A 16,605-nucleotide genomic window follows, 5' to 3' on the forward strand; every position below is an offset into this window, starting at 1 on the left:
GTTAGACTCCCCGTACACCTGTCACCGACACCGGGAGGATCGGGGCCCCAAGCCCGCGCCCATGGCTCGCAGCGACGACGCGTCCACGCAGGACGCCATGCTCCACCACCAGATCACGGTCCCGGACGACGTGCCCATGGTCTCCCTGCTCGGCCGGCGCGACGAGGTGCTCCGCGCCGTCGAGTCCGGCTTCCCGACCGTCGACATCCACGTGCGCGGCAACGTCGTGTCCTTCGCCGGGCCGGCGGGGGACGTGGCGCTCGCCGAGCGGCTCGTCGACGAGCTCGCGCAGGTGGCCCGCTCCGGCCAGGCGCTCACCGCCGACGCCGTCGGCCGCGCGATCACGATGCTCACCGCGCCGACGGGCGGGCGCCCCGCCGACATCCTCACCCTCGACATCCTCTCGGCGCGCGGGCGCACCATCCGCCCCAAGACGCTCGGGCAGAAGACCTACGTCGACGCGATCGACGAGCACACCATCACCTTCGGGGTGGGCCCCGCCGGCACCGGCAAGACCTACCTCGCGATGGCCAAGGCCGTCCACGCCCTGCAGGCCAAGAAGGTCAACCGGATCGTCCTCACCCGGCCGGCCGTGGAGGCGGGGGAGCGCCTGGGCTTCCTGCCCGGCTCGCTCAACGACAAGATCGACCCCTACCTGCGGCCGCTGTACGACGCCCTGCACGACATGCTCGACCCCGAGTCGATCCCCAAGCTCATGGCGGCCGGGACGATCGAGGTCGCGCCGCTCGCCTACATGCGAGGGCGCACCCTCAACGACGCGTTCATCATCCTCGACGAGGCGCAGAACACCTCCCCCGAGCAGATGAAGATGTTCCTCACCCGGCTGGGGTTCAACTCCCGCGTCGTCGTCACCGGCGACGTCACCCAGGTGGACCTGCCCTCGGGGACGAGCTCGGGCCTGCGGGTGGTCGAGGAGATCCTCACCGGCATCGAGGACGTCGCCTTCTGCCGCCTCACCTCCGCCGACGTCGTCCGCCACCGGCTCGTCTCGGAGATCATCGACGCCTACGAGCGCTGGGACGCCGGGCCCGCGGGCAACCGTGCCGACCGCCGCGCCGCCCAGCGCCGCGGGGCCCGCTGACCCGTCACCGCCGTCGCGGCGCGCGCCGCGTTGGTAGCATCGGGTGAGCGCACACCGCGTGCGCCACCCCCGTCCTCGAGGAGATGTCGGGCCTTCGCGCCCTGCCCATGCCGCACCACGCCGCCACCCCGACCGCACCGTCCCACGGGGCGCGCCGATGAGCACCGAGGTCGCCAACGAGTCCGGGTACGACGTCGCCGAGGAGGAGTTCGCGGCGCTCGCCCGCTACGTCCTCGAGCAGATGCACGTCCACCCGCAGGCCGAGCTGTCCATCGTCTTCGTCACCACGGACGTCATGTCCGAGCTGCACGAGAAGTGGATGGACGAGCCCGGTCCCACCGACGTCCTGTCCTTCCCGATGGACGAGCTGCGGCCCGGCCGGCCCGGTGAGGAGCCCGTCGAGGGCATGCTCGGGGACATCGTCCTGTGCCCGGAGGTGGCGGCCGCGCAGGCGAAGGTGGCGGGTCACAGCACCGCCGAGGAGCTCCTGCTCCTCACGACCCACGGCATCCTCCACCTCCTGGGCTACGACCACGCCGAGCCGGAGGAGGAGAAGGAGATGTTCGCCCTGCAGCGCCGCCTGCTGCTGACGTTCCTCGCGGAGCGTTGATGGACGGTCTCCTCCCCGACGTACCCGAGTGGTGGCTGCTCGCGCTCGCCCTCGTCTCCCTGCTCCTCACGGCCGCGCTGATCGCCGCCGAGGCCGCGCTGCGCCGCATCGGGCGCACCGCGCTCACCGAGCTCCAGGTCGCCGAGCGGCCCCGTGCCGGGCGCGTCGCCCGCCTCGCCGCCGAGCGGGACACGACCCTGCCCGGGATCACCCTGGCCCGCGTGCTCGCGGAGATGACGACGGCGGTCGCGCTCACGCTCGTCGTCGCCGACCTGCTGCCCGAGTGGTGGCAGGTGCTGCTCGTCGCCGTCCTCGTCGCCGCGCTGCTCATCGCCGTCGTCGCCGGGGCCACGCCGCGGCGGCTGGGGACCCGTCAGCCCGGCCAGGTGCTCCACGCCCTCGTGCCGTTCCTCGGCCTCGTGCTCGCGCTCACCCGCCCGTTCGTCGCCGTCGCCCGCGCGCTCACCCCGCGCTCGCGGCTCACCGAGGCCGAGGCGCGCGAGGAGGCCGTGGAGGACCTGCGCGACATGGTCGACCGGGTGAGCCAGTCCGAGCAGCTCGCCGACGACGAGCGCACGATGCTCCAGTCGATGTTCGAGCTCGGCAGCACGCTCGTGCGCGAGGTCATGGTGCCGCGCCCGGACATGGTGACGATCGACGCCGGCAAGCCGCTCACCAAGGCGCTCGCCCTGTTCGTGCGCTCCGGGTTCTCCCGCGTGCCCGTCGTCGGGGAGTCCGTCGACGACGTGCGCGGCGTGCTCTACCTCAAGGACGTCCTGCGCCGCACGCACATGCGCCCCGAGGCCGCCGGGGACGCCGTCGAGACGACCGTGCGCGAGGCGGTGTTCGTGCCCGAGACCATCCTCGTGGACGACCTGCTGCGCGAGATGCAGGCCAAGAACTTCCACATCGCGATGGTCGTCGACGAGTACGGCGGCATCGCCGGTCTCGTGACCATCGAGGACCTGCTCGAGGAGCTCGTCGGCGAGCTCACCGACGAGCACGACCGGGCCGAGCCGGTCGTCGAGCACCTCGAGGACGGCACGGTGCGCGTCCCCGCGCGGCTGCCGGTCGACGAGCTCGGCGAGCTCTTCGGTCTCGAGCTCGACGACGACGACGTCGACTCCGCGGGCGGACTGCTCGCCAAGGCTCTCGGCAAGGTGCCCATCCCGGGCGCCGAGGTCGAGGTGGGGGGCCTGCACCTGCAGGCAGAACGTGCCGGCGGCCGTCGCCGGCAGATCGCGACGATCCTGGCGCGGGCGGTCGAGCCGCCCGCCGCCGACGAGGAGGACGAGCACTCATGACGTACTCGTGGCCCGAGGGCTACCGAGCAGGCTTTGCCTCCATGGTCGGGCGCCCGAACGCAGGGAAGTCGACCCTGACGAACGCGCTGGTCGGGCAGAAGGTGGCGATCACCTCCAACCGCCCGCAGACGACGCGGCACACGATCCGCGGCATCGTCCACCGCGAGGACGGCCAGCTCGTCCTGGTCGACACCCCCGGTCTGCACCGCCCGCGCACCCTGCTCGGGCAGCGGCTCAACGACCTCGTGCGCGAGACGATCAGCGAGGTCGACGTCCTCGTCTTCTGCCTGCCCGCCGACGAGAAGATCGGTCCCGGCGACCGGTACATCGCGCGCGAGCTGGCCGAGGTGCGCACGCCGGTCATCGCCGTCGCCACGAAGAGCGACACGGTGAGCCGCGAGCGGCTGGCCGAGCACCTGCTGGAGATCGACCAGCTCGGCTCCTGGGCGCACATCGTCCCGGTGTCGGCGGTCAACGGTGAGCAGGTCGACCTCCTCACCGAGCTGCTCCTGCAGCAGATGCCCGAGTCCCCGCCGCTGTACCCCGAGGGCGAGCTCACCGACGAGCCGGAGACGGTGATGATCGCCGAGCTCGTGCGGGAGGCCGCCCTCGAGGGGGTGCGCGACGAGCTGCCGCACTCGCTGGCCGTCGTCGTGGAGGAGATCAACGAGCGCAAGGGTCGCGGGGACCGTCCGCCGCTGCTCGACGTCCACGTCAACCTCTACGTCGAGCGTGACTCGCAGAAGGCGATCATCATCGGTCGCGGCGGCTCACGCCTGCGGGAGGTGGGGTCCCGGGCCCGCCGCGGCATCGAGGCGCTCCTCGGCACGCGGGTCTACCTCGACCTCCACGTCAAGGTCGCCAAGGACTGGCAGCGCGACCCCAAGCAGCTCGGCCGTCTCGGCTTCTGACCGCCCGGCCGCACGCGCCCGTCCGCGGGTGCGTGCGGCCGGGTCACGAGCCACCGACTACCCTGTTGCGGTGAGGTCCTGGCGAGTCGCGGTAACCGTGGTCGCCGTGCTCCTGTTCGGTCTCATCGGGACCGTCGCGGGTCCGGGGTGGAACCCCCAGCCGCTCGATCAGGCGCTCATCGTCCAGTCCGAGGACACGGCCATCGGCGGCGACGTCGTCACCGACCCGGTCGGCACCTACGAGACCAGGACCGAGACCTTCACCGTCGAGCTCGACGGCGCGACGGTCGAGGCCACCGTGCACGAGCCGGTCGGCGCTCCCGGCCTGCGCCCCGGTGTCGTCTTCATGCACGGCGCCGGCACGGCCACGCACGACAACTTCTGGAACATGAGCGAGGCGCTGGCCAGCGCCGGGATCGTCGCCCTCGTCCCGGACAAGCGCATGGACACCTACACCGTCCGCTACCGCGACTACCCGGCGATGGCGCGCGACTACCTCCACAGCTGGGACGCGCTGGCCGCCTGGCCCGGCGTCGACCCGGCACGCGTGGGTCTGTACGCCGAGAGCGAGGGCGCGTTCGTCGCGCCCGTCGCCGCGACCGAGAACCCCGACGTCGCCTTCGTCGTCCTCGTCTCGGCGCCGGTGGTGCCCGCCCGTGAGCAGTTCGCCCTCGCCACCGACACCTACCTGCGCACCCTGGGCGCGCCCGAGCAGCTGCTGCGGGCCGTGCCGCGCCTGCTCGGCAGCGAGGTGCCCGGGGGCGGGTTCGTCTACGCCGACTTCGACGTCAGCTCCTACCAGCAGCAGATGCGCCAGCCGGTGCTCATGGTCTACGGCACCGAGGACATCTCCATGCCGGTCGTCCAGGCGCCGGCGAAGGTCATCGAGGACCTCGCCGTCGCCGACAACGGCGACTACACCCTGCGCTACTTCGAGGGCGCGAACCACGGCATCCGCATCGACGGCGAGCTCGCCCCCGGGTTCGCCGACGCCGTCGCGCGCTGGGTGCTCGGCCTGCCGGAGACGGCCGACGCCCAGCCCCGCATCGCCGGCGGGCAGCCCGAGCAGCGGTTCCGCGCCGAGCCCCTCGACAGCCCGCGCTGGTACGCCTCGGGGGACATGATCGTCCTCACGCTCGTCGGGGGAGCAGTGCTCCTCGTCGTCGGCCCGCTGCTCTGGCTGCTCACCCGCCTCGTCCGCCGGCCGAGCGAGCCGCTGCCCTCGCCGCTCGCCCGCGCGAGCGCCGCGCTGGCGCTCGCCGTCCTCGCCGTGTGGGTGCTGTTCGTCTCCTACCTGCTCGTCGTCGCCGGCCTGGCGCTCAACTACGAGCGCAGCCCGGTCGTCGTCACCGGCGGCTGGCTGGGGGTCCAGCTCGCTGCGGTCGGCGCGACGGCGGTGGGCGTCTGGTCCGCGTCGAGCTGGCTGCGGGTGCGGCGCAGCGGGGTCCGCACCGGCACCGTCGGTACGATCACGCTCGTCACCGTCCACCTCGGGGCCCTCGTCCTGCTCCTCGCGGCCGCCTACTGGGGAGTTTTCCCCACGCTCCGCTGAGGCGTGGCGCACGTGGATCGCGCGCGGACACGTAGGATCCCCTGACGGAACGGCGGGAAGGACGCGGATGCAGATCCACTGGGGTGTGGCCACCGACACGGGCGGGCGACGCCAGGCGAACGAGGACGCCGTGCTGGCGGAGCCTCCGGTCTTCGCCGTCGCCGACGGCATGGGCGGCCACGCGCGCGGCGACATGGCCAGCCGGCACGCCGTCGCCGAGCTCGCCGGCCTCGCCCGCACCGAGGGCCCGGTCCGCCCCGAGGACGTCGTCGCGGCGCTGCGCCGCGCCGGCGAGCGGATCCGCGCGGAGATGGCCGGCACCGACGCCGTCGCCGGCACGACCGTGGCCGGGGCCGTGCTCACCGAGCAGGACGGCGAGCCGTTCTGGCTCGTCTTCAACGTCGGGGACTCCCGGGTCTACCGGTGCACCCAGGAGGACATCGAGCAGGTGAGCGTGGACCACTCCCTCGTCCAGGAGATGGTCGACCTCGGCACGATCAGCGCCGACGAGGCGCGTCACCACCCCCAGCGCAACGTCATCACCCGCGCGGTGGGCACCGGCCCGGTGCCCGACGTCGACTTCTGGATGCTGCGCGTGGGCGGGCCGGACCAGCTGGTCCTGTGCAGCGACGGGCTGTTCGGGGAGCTGGCGGACGCCGAGATCCACGACGTCGTCGCCGCGGCAGGCCACCCGCAGGAGGCGGCAGCGACCCTCCTCGACCGCGCGGTGCAGGGCGGCGGGGCCAACGACAACGTCTCCGTCGTCGTCGTGTCCGCCCGCGGCGAGGACCTCGAGACCACCGAGCGGCGCGAGGAGTGCGCGGAGCAGGGCTCGACCCTGCCCCGCGCGGACGCCGGGGTGAACCGATGAGCGGGCACGAGTACCGGCCCGGCGGCTGGACGGCGCTCGTCACCGACGACGCCCTCGCCCTGCTCCCTCCCGGTGTCCCCGAGGACGTCGCCCGCGAGCTGTGGCAGCTGTCGGCCACCGGCACCCGGCTCGGCGCGTGGGTCGAGTACCTCGCCGCCGCCGGGATCTCGGCGCTGCCGTCCTTCGCCATCGTCGAGGCGCACCCCGAGGGGCTGCGCGTCGTCGTCCGCGGCGAGATCGACGTCGAGCAGGGCGGGCGCATCGTCTCCGGCCGGGGCCTGACGACCTGGCGCGAGGAGCTCCTGCCCGCCGCCGACGTCACCGTGAGCGCCGAGACCACCGACGGCGGCTGGCTGCCCGTCACGGGTGGCATCGTCCGGGCGTCCGCGGCTCGCCTGCTCGCCTCGCCCCAGCCGCCGCCCGCGCCGCCGGAGGACGAGGAGGACGTCGAGCTCACCGTCGCGCGCATGCCCGCCCTCGCCGCCGCCGTCGGCGTCCGGCCGGCAGCCGCGCCCGTGTCCTCCTCCGGCCCCGCAGCCTCGGCGGACGCGGGGACCGCCGCGGCCGTCGCCGACGTGAGTGACGCCCCGCCGCCTGCGCCTGCCCCTGTTCCGGCCACGCCGCCGGCCCCTGCTCCGGCTCCGGTCGCCCCGCCTGCCGTCACGCAGGCTCCGGTCGCGCCGCCCGCCCCGGTGCAGGTCCCGGTCCCGCCGGCCGATCCGGCTCCGGTCCCGGCTGCTGCGGCCGAGACCGCGGTCACCGCCGACGAGCCGGACGAGGAGGAGTCGGACGAGGCACCCGCCCCGCCGCCCGTCCCGCAGGCTCCGGACGCGGCCCTCGTCGAGGAGGAGCCCGAGGACTCCGACGACTACGACTTCCTCCTCTGGTCGACCGAGCAGGTCCACGCCCACCGCTCGGAGCCCGCGGCGGCTGCCACCGACCCTGCCGACGCCGCGCCTGCGGACGCCGCGCCTGTCGACGCCGGTGAGCCCGCCGGCGCGGAGCCCGCCGAGTCCGGCCCGCCGGACCTCGAGGCCACCCGCCTGCCCGAGTCCGACGAGGACGCCACCGGCATCTTCGCCCCGGGTCCGATCATCGACTCGGTGCCGGGCCTGTCGCGCCCCGCGGCGCCCGTGGGTGCGCCCGTCGACCTGCCGCCGCCCCCGGCCGTCGACGACGGCGACCACGACGGCGAGACGATCGCGACGTCGGAGATCCCGGCCACCGCCACGCCGGTGGCCCTCGAGCCCGTGGTGCGCCCCGCGCCCGGCGTCGAGCTCGTCCTGTCCACCGGGCCGCGGATCGAGATGGACCGGCCGGTCCTCCTCGGGCGCGCCCCGGAGGCGACGCGCTTCGCCGGCACCGAGGTGCCCCGGCTGGTGAGCGTGTCGAACCCCGAGCGCGACATCTCCTCCACCCACGTCGAGGTCCGCCCGGCGGGCGGGCACGTCGTCGTCACCGACATGAACTCCACCAACGGCACCGTCGTCCACCTGCCGGACCAGCCCTCCTTCCGGCTCCAGCCGGGCACCGGGGTGCCGGTCGGGCCGGGCGCGGTCATCGAGCTCGGGGTGGGCGTCGAGCTCACCGTCCAGCGGGTCGAGGGAGCGCAGTGAGCCCACGTCGACAGCCGGCGTCGCCGCCGGACCTGCCGGGCTACACTGTCGAGCGGCTGCTGGGCTCGGGCGGGTTCGCCGACGTCTTCCTCTACCAGCAGCGCCTGCCGCGGCGGCCGGTGGCGATCAAGGTGCTCACCCAGGAGGCGGCCGAGGGCCAGTCCCGCGAGCAGTTCGTCGCCGAGGCCAACCTCATGGCCCAGCTCTCCACGCACTCCTCGATCGTCACGATCTACCACGCGGACACGGCCGCGGACGGGCGCCCCTACCTCGTCATGCAGTACTGCCCGCTGCCCACCCTCGCCGAGCGGGTCAAGGTCCGCCCCCTCGGGGTGCCCGAGGTGCTCGGCATCGGCGTGCGGCTCGCGGGCGCCGTCGAGACGGCCCACCGGGCGGGCATCGTCCACCGCGACATCAAGCCCGCGAACATCCTCACCACGGAGTACGGGCGCCCCGCCCTCAGCGACTTCGGCATCGCCGGCCTCACCGGGGCGGCGGAGTCCGGCGGCGTGTCGATCCCGTGGGCCTCGCCCGAGGCCGTCGAGGGGCACTCCACGGGTGTCGCGGGAGACGTGTACTCCCTCGCCGCCACGCTCTACACGCTGCTCGCGGGGCGCTCGCCCTTCGCCCGGCCCGGCGGCCCGAACACCCGCCTCGACTTCACCATGCGGATCAAGCGTGACCCGGTGCCGCCGATCGGCCGCACGGACGTGCCCGCCTCGCTGGAGGAGGTCCTGGCCCGGGCGATGGCGAAGTCACCGGCGGCCCGTCCGGCGTCGGCCCTCGAGCTCGGCCGTGCGCTGCAGGTCGTCGAGCAGGAGCTGCGCCTGGCGATGACCGACATCGAGGTGCCGGACACCTCGTGGATGTCCCCGGCCACCGCGCCGGTCGTCGGCGACGACGGCGACGACGGCCGCACGATCGTGCGTGCGGTCACCGCGGTCGACCCCACGGGCGCGACGCCCGTCCCCGTCCTCGACGAGGAGCCGCACACCGTGCTGCGGCCGGTCGGCGAGGTCGGCTGGGTGCCCGAGGAGACCGAGAGCACCCGTGGCCGGTCCGCCGCCCTCCGCGCCGACGACGACGAGGAGCCCGCGCCCCGCCCGCGCGCCCGGTGGCGGTGGGTCGCCACGGGCGCCGGTGCCGCCGTCCTCGTCGCCGGCGGGATCGTCGCCGCCGGAGCGCTGCGCGGGGAGGAGGTGCCCGACCCGGCGCCGACCGGGACCATCGGGACCGTCGTCATCCCCGACGTCGTGCCGAGCGCGGAGGACCTGCGCGGGGAACGGGTGGGTGACGGGACCGTGGAGTTCACCTGGACCCCGCAGGACGAGCTCGGTGACGTGACCTACGCGTGGACCCGGACGGACGGCGGGAAGGTCACCGAGAGCCAGCCCGTGGCCGAGCCGCCGCTGGTCGTCGACTCAGTGGGGCGCGTGTGCATCGAGCTGAGGACCATCTCCGAGCAGGGACAGGTCTCGGCGCGTCCCGCCGAGGCCTGCGTCGACTGAGGAAGGACGTGACGTGAGCACCACGCTGCAGCTGGAGTTCTGCGGGGAGTGGTTCCCCATCGAGCGGGAGGAGCCGTTCTACATCGGGCGCGAGGGCGCCCTGGAGATCGACGACAACCCCTACCTGCACCGGCGGTTCCTGCGTATCGCCTACGTCGACGACCTGTGGTGGATCGAGAACGTCGGCTCGCGCCTGTCGGCCACCCTCGCCGACAGCGAGGGCAACACCCAGGCGTGGCTCGCCCCCGGTGCCCGGCTGCCGCTCGTCTACGCCGGGACGACCATCCTCTTCACCGCCGGGCCCACGACCTACGAGGTCAACCTCGTCAACCCCGACCCCACCTTCGCCCCCGCCAAGGCCGAGCCGGTGCACGTGGGGGAGACGACGATCGGCCCGGTGACCCTCACCGAGTCCCAGCACCTGCTCGTCCTCGCCCTGTCCGAGCCGGTCCTGTCCGGTCGCGGCAGCGCCGCCATCCCCACCTCCGCGCAGGCGGCCGCCCGCCTGGGCTGGGCGCTGACGAAGTTCAACCGCAAGCTCGACAACGTGTGCGACAAGCTCGACCGCAACGGGGTGCGCGGCCTGCGCGGCGGCCCGCAGCAGCTCGCCGTCAACCGGCGCGCCCGCCTCGTCGAGCACGCTGTCGCCTCGCGGATCGTCAGCTCCGACCAGCTTCCCTCCCTGGACGAGGAGCACGCGCGCAACACCAGTACTCCTTCCTGAGGCCGGGTGGTCGTGGGGAGGACTACCCGGGGAAATTTCCCCATCCTTACGTAGGACCTTTGTTCCTGACATTTGTTACTGTGCGGAGCGGTGTCAGGGCGTGGGCCCGACACCTACCTGTCACACGAGAGCTTGGGGCGAAGCTGTGCGATTCGGACGTGGTCGGGCCGGGACCACCGGCGCCTCTGCACGACCGGCGACCCGTCGGGCCCGCCGGGCCACCGACCCCAGGCGCCGGCAGAAGGTCGTCAGCGGAGTGACCGTCGGTGTTCTCGGGGTGGGTCTCGTCGTCGCCGGCGTCCTGTACGACGGCGTGGCCACGGCCGACGTCGACCTCAACGACGGCGGGGTGTGGGTGACGAGCCAGGAGCACATGCGCCTGGGCCGTCTCAACAGCCAGGTCCAGCTGCTCGACGGCGGCCTCGCCGCCCGCAGCGGCAGCTTCGACGTCCTCCAGGACGGCTCGCACGTCTTCCTCGTCGACGAGGGCGCCGGCCTCCTCCAGCAGGTCGACCCGGCCACCGTGACGACGACGACGACCGTCTCGCTGCCCGGGCCGCGCCAGATCCAGCTCGGCGGCGGCACCGTCGCCGTCCTCGACTCGCGCAGCGGGCAGCTCCACGCCACCGACACCGGGCGCGTGGGCACGCTCGCCGACGAGGAGCTCGAGGCCTCGGCTCGCCTCGGTGCCAACGGCGTCATCGCCGTCGGCGTCGACGGCACCACCTACGGCGTCTCCCCGTCCGACGCGACCCTCCTCGCGCTGCCCGCCGGCTTCGACGCCGAGACCGACGAGGCCCCCGAGCCCGCCGGCCTCGGAGTGGAGCCCGAGCGCCTCGCCGAGGCCGAGATCCAGGTGAGCGCCGTCGGCCAGGAGGCCGTCGTCCTCGTCCGCGACGAGCAGGACCGGGTGAGCCTCCTGCGGCCGGGCAGCGAGCCGGTCGACCTCACCGACCTCGCCGACACCGCCCAGGTCGCCCTCCAGGCGCCCTCCGGTGCCGGCCGCGAGGTCCTCGTCGCCGCCCGCGACGGCATGATCCGCGTGCCCCTGGGCAGCGGTGAGCCCACGGTCGACCCCGTCTCCCAGGCAGGCACCCCCAGCCGCCCCGTCGTCGTCGCCGGGTGCGGCCACGGCGCGTGGGCCGGGGGGACCGGCGTCTACCAGGCCCGCTGCGGCAACGGTGAGGTCGTCGAGGAGCCGATCGACAAGTCGCTCACCGACGCCCGCCTCGTCTTCCGGGTCAACCGGGACGTCGTCGTCCTCAACGACCTCGTCGCCGGCACGGTGTGGCTGGTCAAGGACGCGATGGAGATCGTCGAGAACTGGGACGACGTCGTGCCCCCGCAGGCCGCGAGCGACGACGAGGAGGAGTCCCAGCAGCAGATCGAGGAGCAGCTCCCGCTCGACCGCGAGCAGGAGAACCGCGACCCGATCGCCCAGGACGACGACCTCGGCGTGCGCGCCGGGTCGACGACCGTCCTGGAGGTGCTCGCGAACGACACCGACCCCGACGGCGACCTCCTCACCGTCGCCTCCTTCGACACCCCGGCCGAGTCCTTCGGCACCGTCCGCCCGATCATGGGCGGGCGCGCCCTGCAGGTCGCCGTCGCGGAGGGTGCGAGCGGCGCCGTCGCCATGAGCTACACGGTGAGCGACGGCCGCGGGGGAGAGGCCGAGGCCGTGGCCCGGGTCAGCGTCGTGCCCGAGGACGTCAACCGCCCGCCGGAGCAGGTCCGCCCCGCCACCCTCACCCTCGTCACCGGCGCGACCGGCAGCGTCAACGTCCTGGACACCGTGCGCGACCCCGACGGCGACGAGGTCGTCGTCGTCGCGGCGACCGCCTCGACCGACGACATCGTCCGCTTCACCCCCGACGGCGCCGTCACGTTCGTCGACTCGGGCGTGACGCCGGGGATGAAGCCGGTGGCCGTCGAGGTCTACGACGGCACCGACACCGCGGAGGTCGAGCTCTCGGTCGACGTCCGCCCGGCCGGCGCGCTGCCGCCCGTCCCGGTCTTCGACTTCGTCACCGCCATCGCCGGTGAGGAGACCGTCGTCGAGCCGCTCGTCAACGACACCGACCCGGGCGGGGAGGCCGAGCCGCTGCGCCTGGCCGACGTCCAGCAGGTCCCCGGTGCGAGCGTCGTCCCGGACTACGACACCGGCACCTTCCGCTTCTCGGCGGATGCCGCGCAGACGTACTACCTCACCTACATCGTCGTCAACGACGCCGGGGCGAGCGCCACCGGCCTCATCCGCGTCGACGTCCGCGAGCCCGCCGAGGCCGCGCCGGTCGCCGTCCAGGACGTCGGCCTGCTGCCCGCCGGTGGCCAGGTGCTCGTCGACGTCCTCGCCAACGACGAGGACCCGAGCGGTCAGCTGCTCGCCGTGCGCCAGGTCGACGTGCCCGAAGGCTCGGGCCTGTCCGTCGCCGTCCTCGAGCACCGCATCCTCAAGATCACCGCGAGCCAGGACGTCCAGGCCACCCAGCGCCTCACCTACGAGGTGTCCAACGGCGAGACGAGCGCGACCGGTGAGGTCGTGGTCATGCAGGTCCCGCCCGACGCGCTCGTCCAGCCGCCGGTGGCGCAGGCGGACGTCGCCAACGTCCGGGCCGGCGACTTCGTCACCATCCCCGTGCTGTCCAACGACTCACACCCCGCGGGCCTGGAGTTCGAGCTCGCGACCGAGCTCGTCGAGGAGCCGCAGGCGGGACACCTCTTCGCCTCGGGCGACACGCTGCGCTTCCGTGCCCCCGAGCAGCCGCAGACGATCAACGCGGTCTACGAGGTGGTCGACGAGTCCGACCAGCGCGCCTCGGCCCAGGTGACGATCTACGTCCAGGCCGACGACGGCGAGCGCAACGCCCCGCCGCAGCCGCTCCCGGTGGAGTCGCGCGCCTTCGCCGGCGAGCGGATCCGCATCCAGGTGCCGCTCTTCGGCATCGACCCCGACGGCGACTCCGTCCAGCTCCTCGGCGCCGACCAGGCACCGACGAAGGGCCGCATCGTCGAGGTCGGCCCCACGTACATCGACTACGAGGCCTTCTCCCGCGCGAGCGGGACCGACACCTTCACCTACGCCGTGCGCGACCGGCTCGGCACCTACGCCTCGGCGACGGCCAAGGTCGCCGTCATCGCCCCGCCGGACCTCAACCGGGCCCCCCAGGCGATCGACGACGAGGTGCTCGCGCGCCCGGGCCGCGTCGTGGACGTCGACCCGGTCGCCAACGACACCGACCCGGACGGTGACCCGCTCTACCTCGCCGACCCGGCCTTCGACGCGGTCGAGCAGCTCGGGGTCGAGCAGCTCGACAGCGGCCGGCTGCGGATCACCACCCCGGAGGCGGAGGGCACCTTCGCCCTGCCCTACCACGTGACCGACCAGCGGGGCGGGCGGTCCACCGGCATCGTCACCGTCGAGGTGTCGGCCGAGGCGCCGCTGCAGGCGCCCGTCGCCGTGGACGACCTCGTCCGGGCGATCACCATCCTCGGCCAGGAGCGGGTGACGATCCCGGTCCTCGACAACGACGTGGACCCCGACGGCACCCGCGAGGACCTCACGGTCGGTCTCGTCGGCTCACCGGAGAACGCCCGCGTCGTCGGCGACGAGGTCCAGGTGGACGTCATGGCCTCGCGGCAGGTGCTCACCTACTCCGTGACCGACATCGACGGGCTCACCTCCTACGCGTTCGTCGACGTCCCCGGCCTGGAGGACTCCGGGCCGGTGCTGCGCACCGACGTCGACCCGATCGTCGTCGCGACGGGGGAGACGCGCCAGATCGAGCTCGCGGACTACGTCGTCGCGCCCAGCGGCAAGGAGGTGCGGCTCACCAGCACCGACAAGGTGCGGGCGACGAACTCCGACGGCAGCTCCCCGGTCGTCGGCCCGACGACGCTCACCTTCACCTCCGCGCCGACCTACGCGGGCCCGGCGACGCTCACCTTCGAGGTGACCGACGGGCAGAGCGCCGAAGACCCCGAGGGCCTCACCGCGGTGCTCACCCTCGACATCACCGTCGAGTCCACCGAGAACACCCCGCCGACGTTCGACGGCGCCGCCGTCGAGGTCGTGCCCGCGGAGGCTCCGGTCGTGCTCAACCTGCGCCAGCTCGCCCAGGACCCGGACACCGGGGACTTCAACCAGCTGCGCTACGAGCTCGTCGGCGTGCCCGACGGCATCGAGGCGAGCCTGGACGGCCCGAACCTCACCGTGTCCGCGCCGGTCGACACGCCCCAGGGCACCGTCGGCACCATCGACATCACCGTCTCGGACGCCAAGGCCGAGCCCGTGCCCGGCGTCGTCGAGGTGACGGTGACGGCGTCCAACCGGCGCCTCGCGTCGGTCAACGACGTCGACCTCGGTGAGCTCGAGCAGGGCGAGTCGCGCACCGTCGACGTCCTCCAGGGGGCGTTCAACCCCTTCCCGGACCAGTCGCTCACCGTCATCGACGCGCTGACCGAGACCGGCGGCGCGGCGGCGTCCTTCGACGCCGGGAGCGTCACGGTGACCGCCGGCGCCGACTTCGTCGGACGCGGGGTCTCGCGCTTCATCGTCCAGGACGCCACGGGAGACCCGAACCGTCAGGTCGAGGGCAGGATCTCCTACTCCGTCATCGGTGTCCCCGAGCGCCCCACCCCGCCGCGCGTGCAGGAGGTGCGCGACCAGACCGTCGTCCTCACCTGGTCCGCGCCGGCCGACAACGGTGCGCCGATCACCGGCTACCGGGTCGAGGCGGCGGGCGTCAGCCAGCAGTGCCCGACGACGACGTGCACCATCGGCGGCCTCACCAACGACGTCGAGTACACCTTCACGGTGACGGCGACGAACAAGGTCGGTGACTCCGAGCCGTCCGGCCCGTCCGCGGTCGCGCGCCCCGACGTCAAGCCCGAGCGGCCCGCCCCGCCGACCCTCGTCTTCGGCGACGGTCAGCTCGAGGTCCGCTGGGAGACCCCGGTGAGCCGCGGCTCGTCCGTGTCCTCCTACGACCTGCAGATCGCGCCGTCCCCGGGCGGCGGGCAGGTCTCGGTGAGCGGGAACTCCCACACGTGGACCGGGCTGCGCAACGGCCAGTCCTACACGGTGCGCGTGCGCGCCCACAACGACGCCCCGGACCCGAGCGAGTGGTCGGAGTGGTCGGCGCCCGAGGTGCCGGCCGGCGTGCCGGACCAGCCGGTCGCACCCACGGCGCAGCGCGTCGACTCCCCGGTCAACGCCCAGATCAGCGCCTCGTGGACGGCCCCGCCGAACAACGGTGACGCGATCGCCTCCTTCGACGTCGTCATCCGGCGCGACGGTGCGGCGTTCAAGTCCTTCACGGTGCCCGGCGGGCAGACCTCCTTCACCGAGGACGCCCCGGCCGGCAGCGACTACACGGTGAGCGTCGCCGCGACGAACAAGGCCGGCACCTCCCCGGCGAGCCCGCAGTCGGCGCCGGTGCGCTCCTTCCTCCAGCCCGACCGGGTGCCCAGCGTCACCGCGGAGGCCACCGGCCAGGACGGGATCGTCCAGCTCGCCCACGCGACCCCGGCCGACAACGGTGACGCCATCCGTCGCTTCGAGGTGAGCGTCAACGGCGGCGGGTGGAGCCAGCTCGCCGGGGACAAGCGCGTCACCGGCCTGTCCGACGGCGCCAGCTACACGTTCTCCGTGCGCGCCTGCAACACCTACTGCGGCGAGGCCAGCCCCGCCTCGGCGGCGGCGGTGCCCTTCGGCCCGTTCGGGCAGGCGACGGCGAGCGGCCAGGCGCACGGACGGCACAACGGCTACACCGACGGCGTCTCCGAGCAGCCCGGCGCCACGTTCGCGTGGACGACGCCCGACGGCAACGGGCGCGCGGTCACGAGCGTCCAGCTGCGCCTCGACAACGGCAACGGCAGCTGGGGCGCGTGGCAGCAGGTCGCGGCCAACGGCAACCGCCGCATCGACGGCGACTGGGGCCGGACCTACCGCGCCGAGGTCCGCGTCGAGCGGGCCGACGGCGAGGTGCGCACCGCGAGCGCGTCCGCCCGCACGGTCGCGGCCCCCGTCCCGCGCCCGCCCGACCCGCCGCAGCCGAGCGTGACGATGCGCCGGGGTGACTCGGCCGTGGGCATGCCCGGCTGCACCTTCCACACGTGCGCCTACCTCGCCTTCGACTACGCGAACATGCCCTCGGGCAGGTACACGGTCGAGTTCAGCGCCCCCGGTGAGCGCAACCCGTGGAAGAGCTACACCGTGCAGCTGGCCGGTGACGGCCGGTGGCAGGCGACGTCCTACCGCGGCGGCTCGGGGGAGACCGTGACCGTGCGCGTGCGCGGCAACGGGGTCGACCTCTCGAGCAGCCACACCTGGCCGAGATGACCCCTGCCCGCACCGCCCCCCAGCCCGCCGACGCCCTCCGCCCCACCCCGACTGGAGTCCCCGC

At 73.9% G+C, this 16,605-nt stretch carries 10 protein-coding genes; all 10 read left to right on the plus strand.

Annotated elements, in window-relative coordinates:
- The first annotated feature begins 61 nt into the window (after positions 1 to 61).
- The 10 genes from FE251_RS05565 to FE251_RS05610 all read left to right on the plus strand — a co-directional run bounded on the left by FE251_RS05565 (position 62) and on the right by FE251_RS05610 (position 16,541).
- Positions 62 to 1,102, plus strand: a complete 1,041-nt coding sequence (locus FE251_RS05565) for a PhoH family protein (RefSeq protein WP_139072002.1) — start codon at positions 62 to 64, stop codon at positions 1,100 to 1,102.
- Positions 1,103 to 1,259: 157 nt separating this feature from the next.
- Positions 1,260 to 1,712: an rRNA maturation RNase YbeY gene (gene ybeY, locus FE251_RS05570; protein ID WP_139072003.1), complete on the plus strand. Its 453-nt coding sequence runs from the start codon at positions 1,260 to 1,262 to the stop codon at positions 1,710 to 1,712.
- Positions 1,712 to 3,016 carry a hemolysin family protein gene (locus FE251_RS05575; RefSeq protein ID WP_139948207.1) on the plus strand — a complete coding sequence of 435 codons (1,305 nt, stop codon included), beginning with the start codon at positions 1,712 to 1,714 and terminating at the stop codon, positions 3,014 to 3,016. The genes ybeY and FE251_RS05575 overlap by 1 nt, the downstream gene beginning before the upstream one ends.
- A complete protein-coding gene (era, locus tag FE251_RS05580; RefSeq protein ID WP_139072004.1) occupies positions 3,013 to 3,927 on the plus strand; it encodes a GTPase Era in 915 nt (304 codons plus the stop codon). Before FE251_RS05575 ends, era begins: the two co-directional genes overlap by 4 nt.
- Before the next feature lie 70 nt (positions 3,928 to 3,997).
- Positions 3,998 to 5,479: an alpha/beta hydrolase family protein gene (locus FE251_RS05585; RefSeq protein ID WP_139948208.1), complete on the plus strand. Its 1,482-nt coding sequence runs from the start codon at positions 3,998 to 4,000 to the stop codon at positions 5,477 to 5,479.
- Positions 5,480 to 5,546: 67 nt separating this feature from the next.
- Positions 5,547 to 6,350 carry a PP2C family protein-serine/threonine phosphatase gene (locus tag FE251_RS05590; RefSeq protein WP_139948209.1) on the plus strand — a complete coding sequence of 268 codons (804 nt, stop codon included), beginning with the start codon at positions 5,547 to 5,549 and terminating at the stop codon, positions 6,348 to 6,350.
- Positions 6,347 to 7,966: an FHA domain-containing protein gene (locus FE251_RS05595; RefSeq protein ID WP_139948210.1), complete on the plus strand. Its 1,620-nt coding sequence runs from the start codon at positions 6,347 to 6,349 to the stop codon at positions 7,964 to 7,966. The genes FE251_RS05590 and FE251_RS05595 overlap by 4 nt, the downstream gene beginning before the upstream one ends.
- Positions 7,963 to 9,474: a serine/threonine-protein kinase gene (locus FE251_RS05600; protein ID WP_139948211.1), complete on the plus strand. Its 1,512-nt coding sequence runs from the start codon at positions 7,963 to 7,965 to the stop codon at positions 9,472 to 9,474. The genes FE251_RS05595 and FE251_RS05600 overlap by 4 nt, the downstream gene beginning before the upstream one ends.
- Before the next feature lie 13 nt (positions 9,475 to 9,487).
- On the plus strand, positions 9,488 to 10,198 hold the full coding sequence (locus tag FE251_RS05605) for an FHA domain-containing protein (RefSeq protein ID WP_139072009.1): 711 nt from the start codon (positions 9,488 to 9,490) through the stop codon (positions 10,196 to 10,198).
- 256 nt (positions 10,199 to 10,454) lie between these two features.
- Positions 10,455 to 16,541 carry a fibronectin type III domain-containing protein gene (locus FE251_RS05610; RefSeq protein ID WP_139948212.1) on the plus strand — a complete coding sequence of 2,029 codons (6,087 nt, stop codon included), beginning with the start codon at positions 10,455 to 10,457 and terminating at the stop codon, positions 16,539 to 16,541.
- The last annotated feature ends 64 nt before the right edge of the window (positions 16,542 to 16,605 follow it).

Source organism: Georgenia wutianyii (assembly GCF_006349365.1).
In the GTDB taxonomy this organism is placed as follows: domain Bacteria; phylum Actinomycetota; class Actinomycetes; order Actinomycetales; family Actinomycetaceae; genus Oceanitalea; species Oceanitalea wutianyii.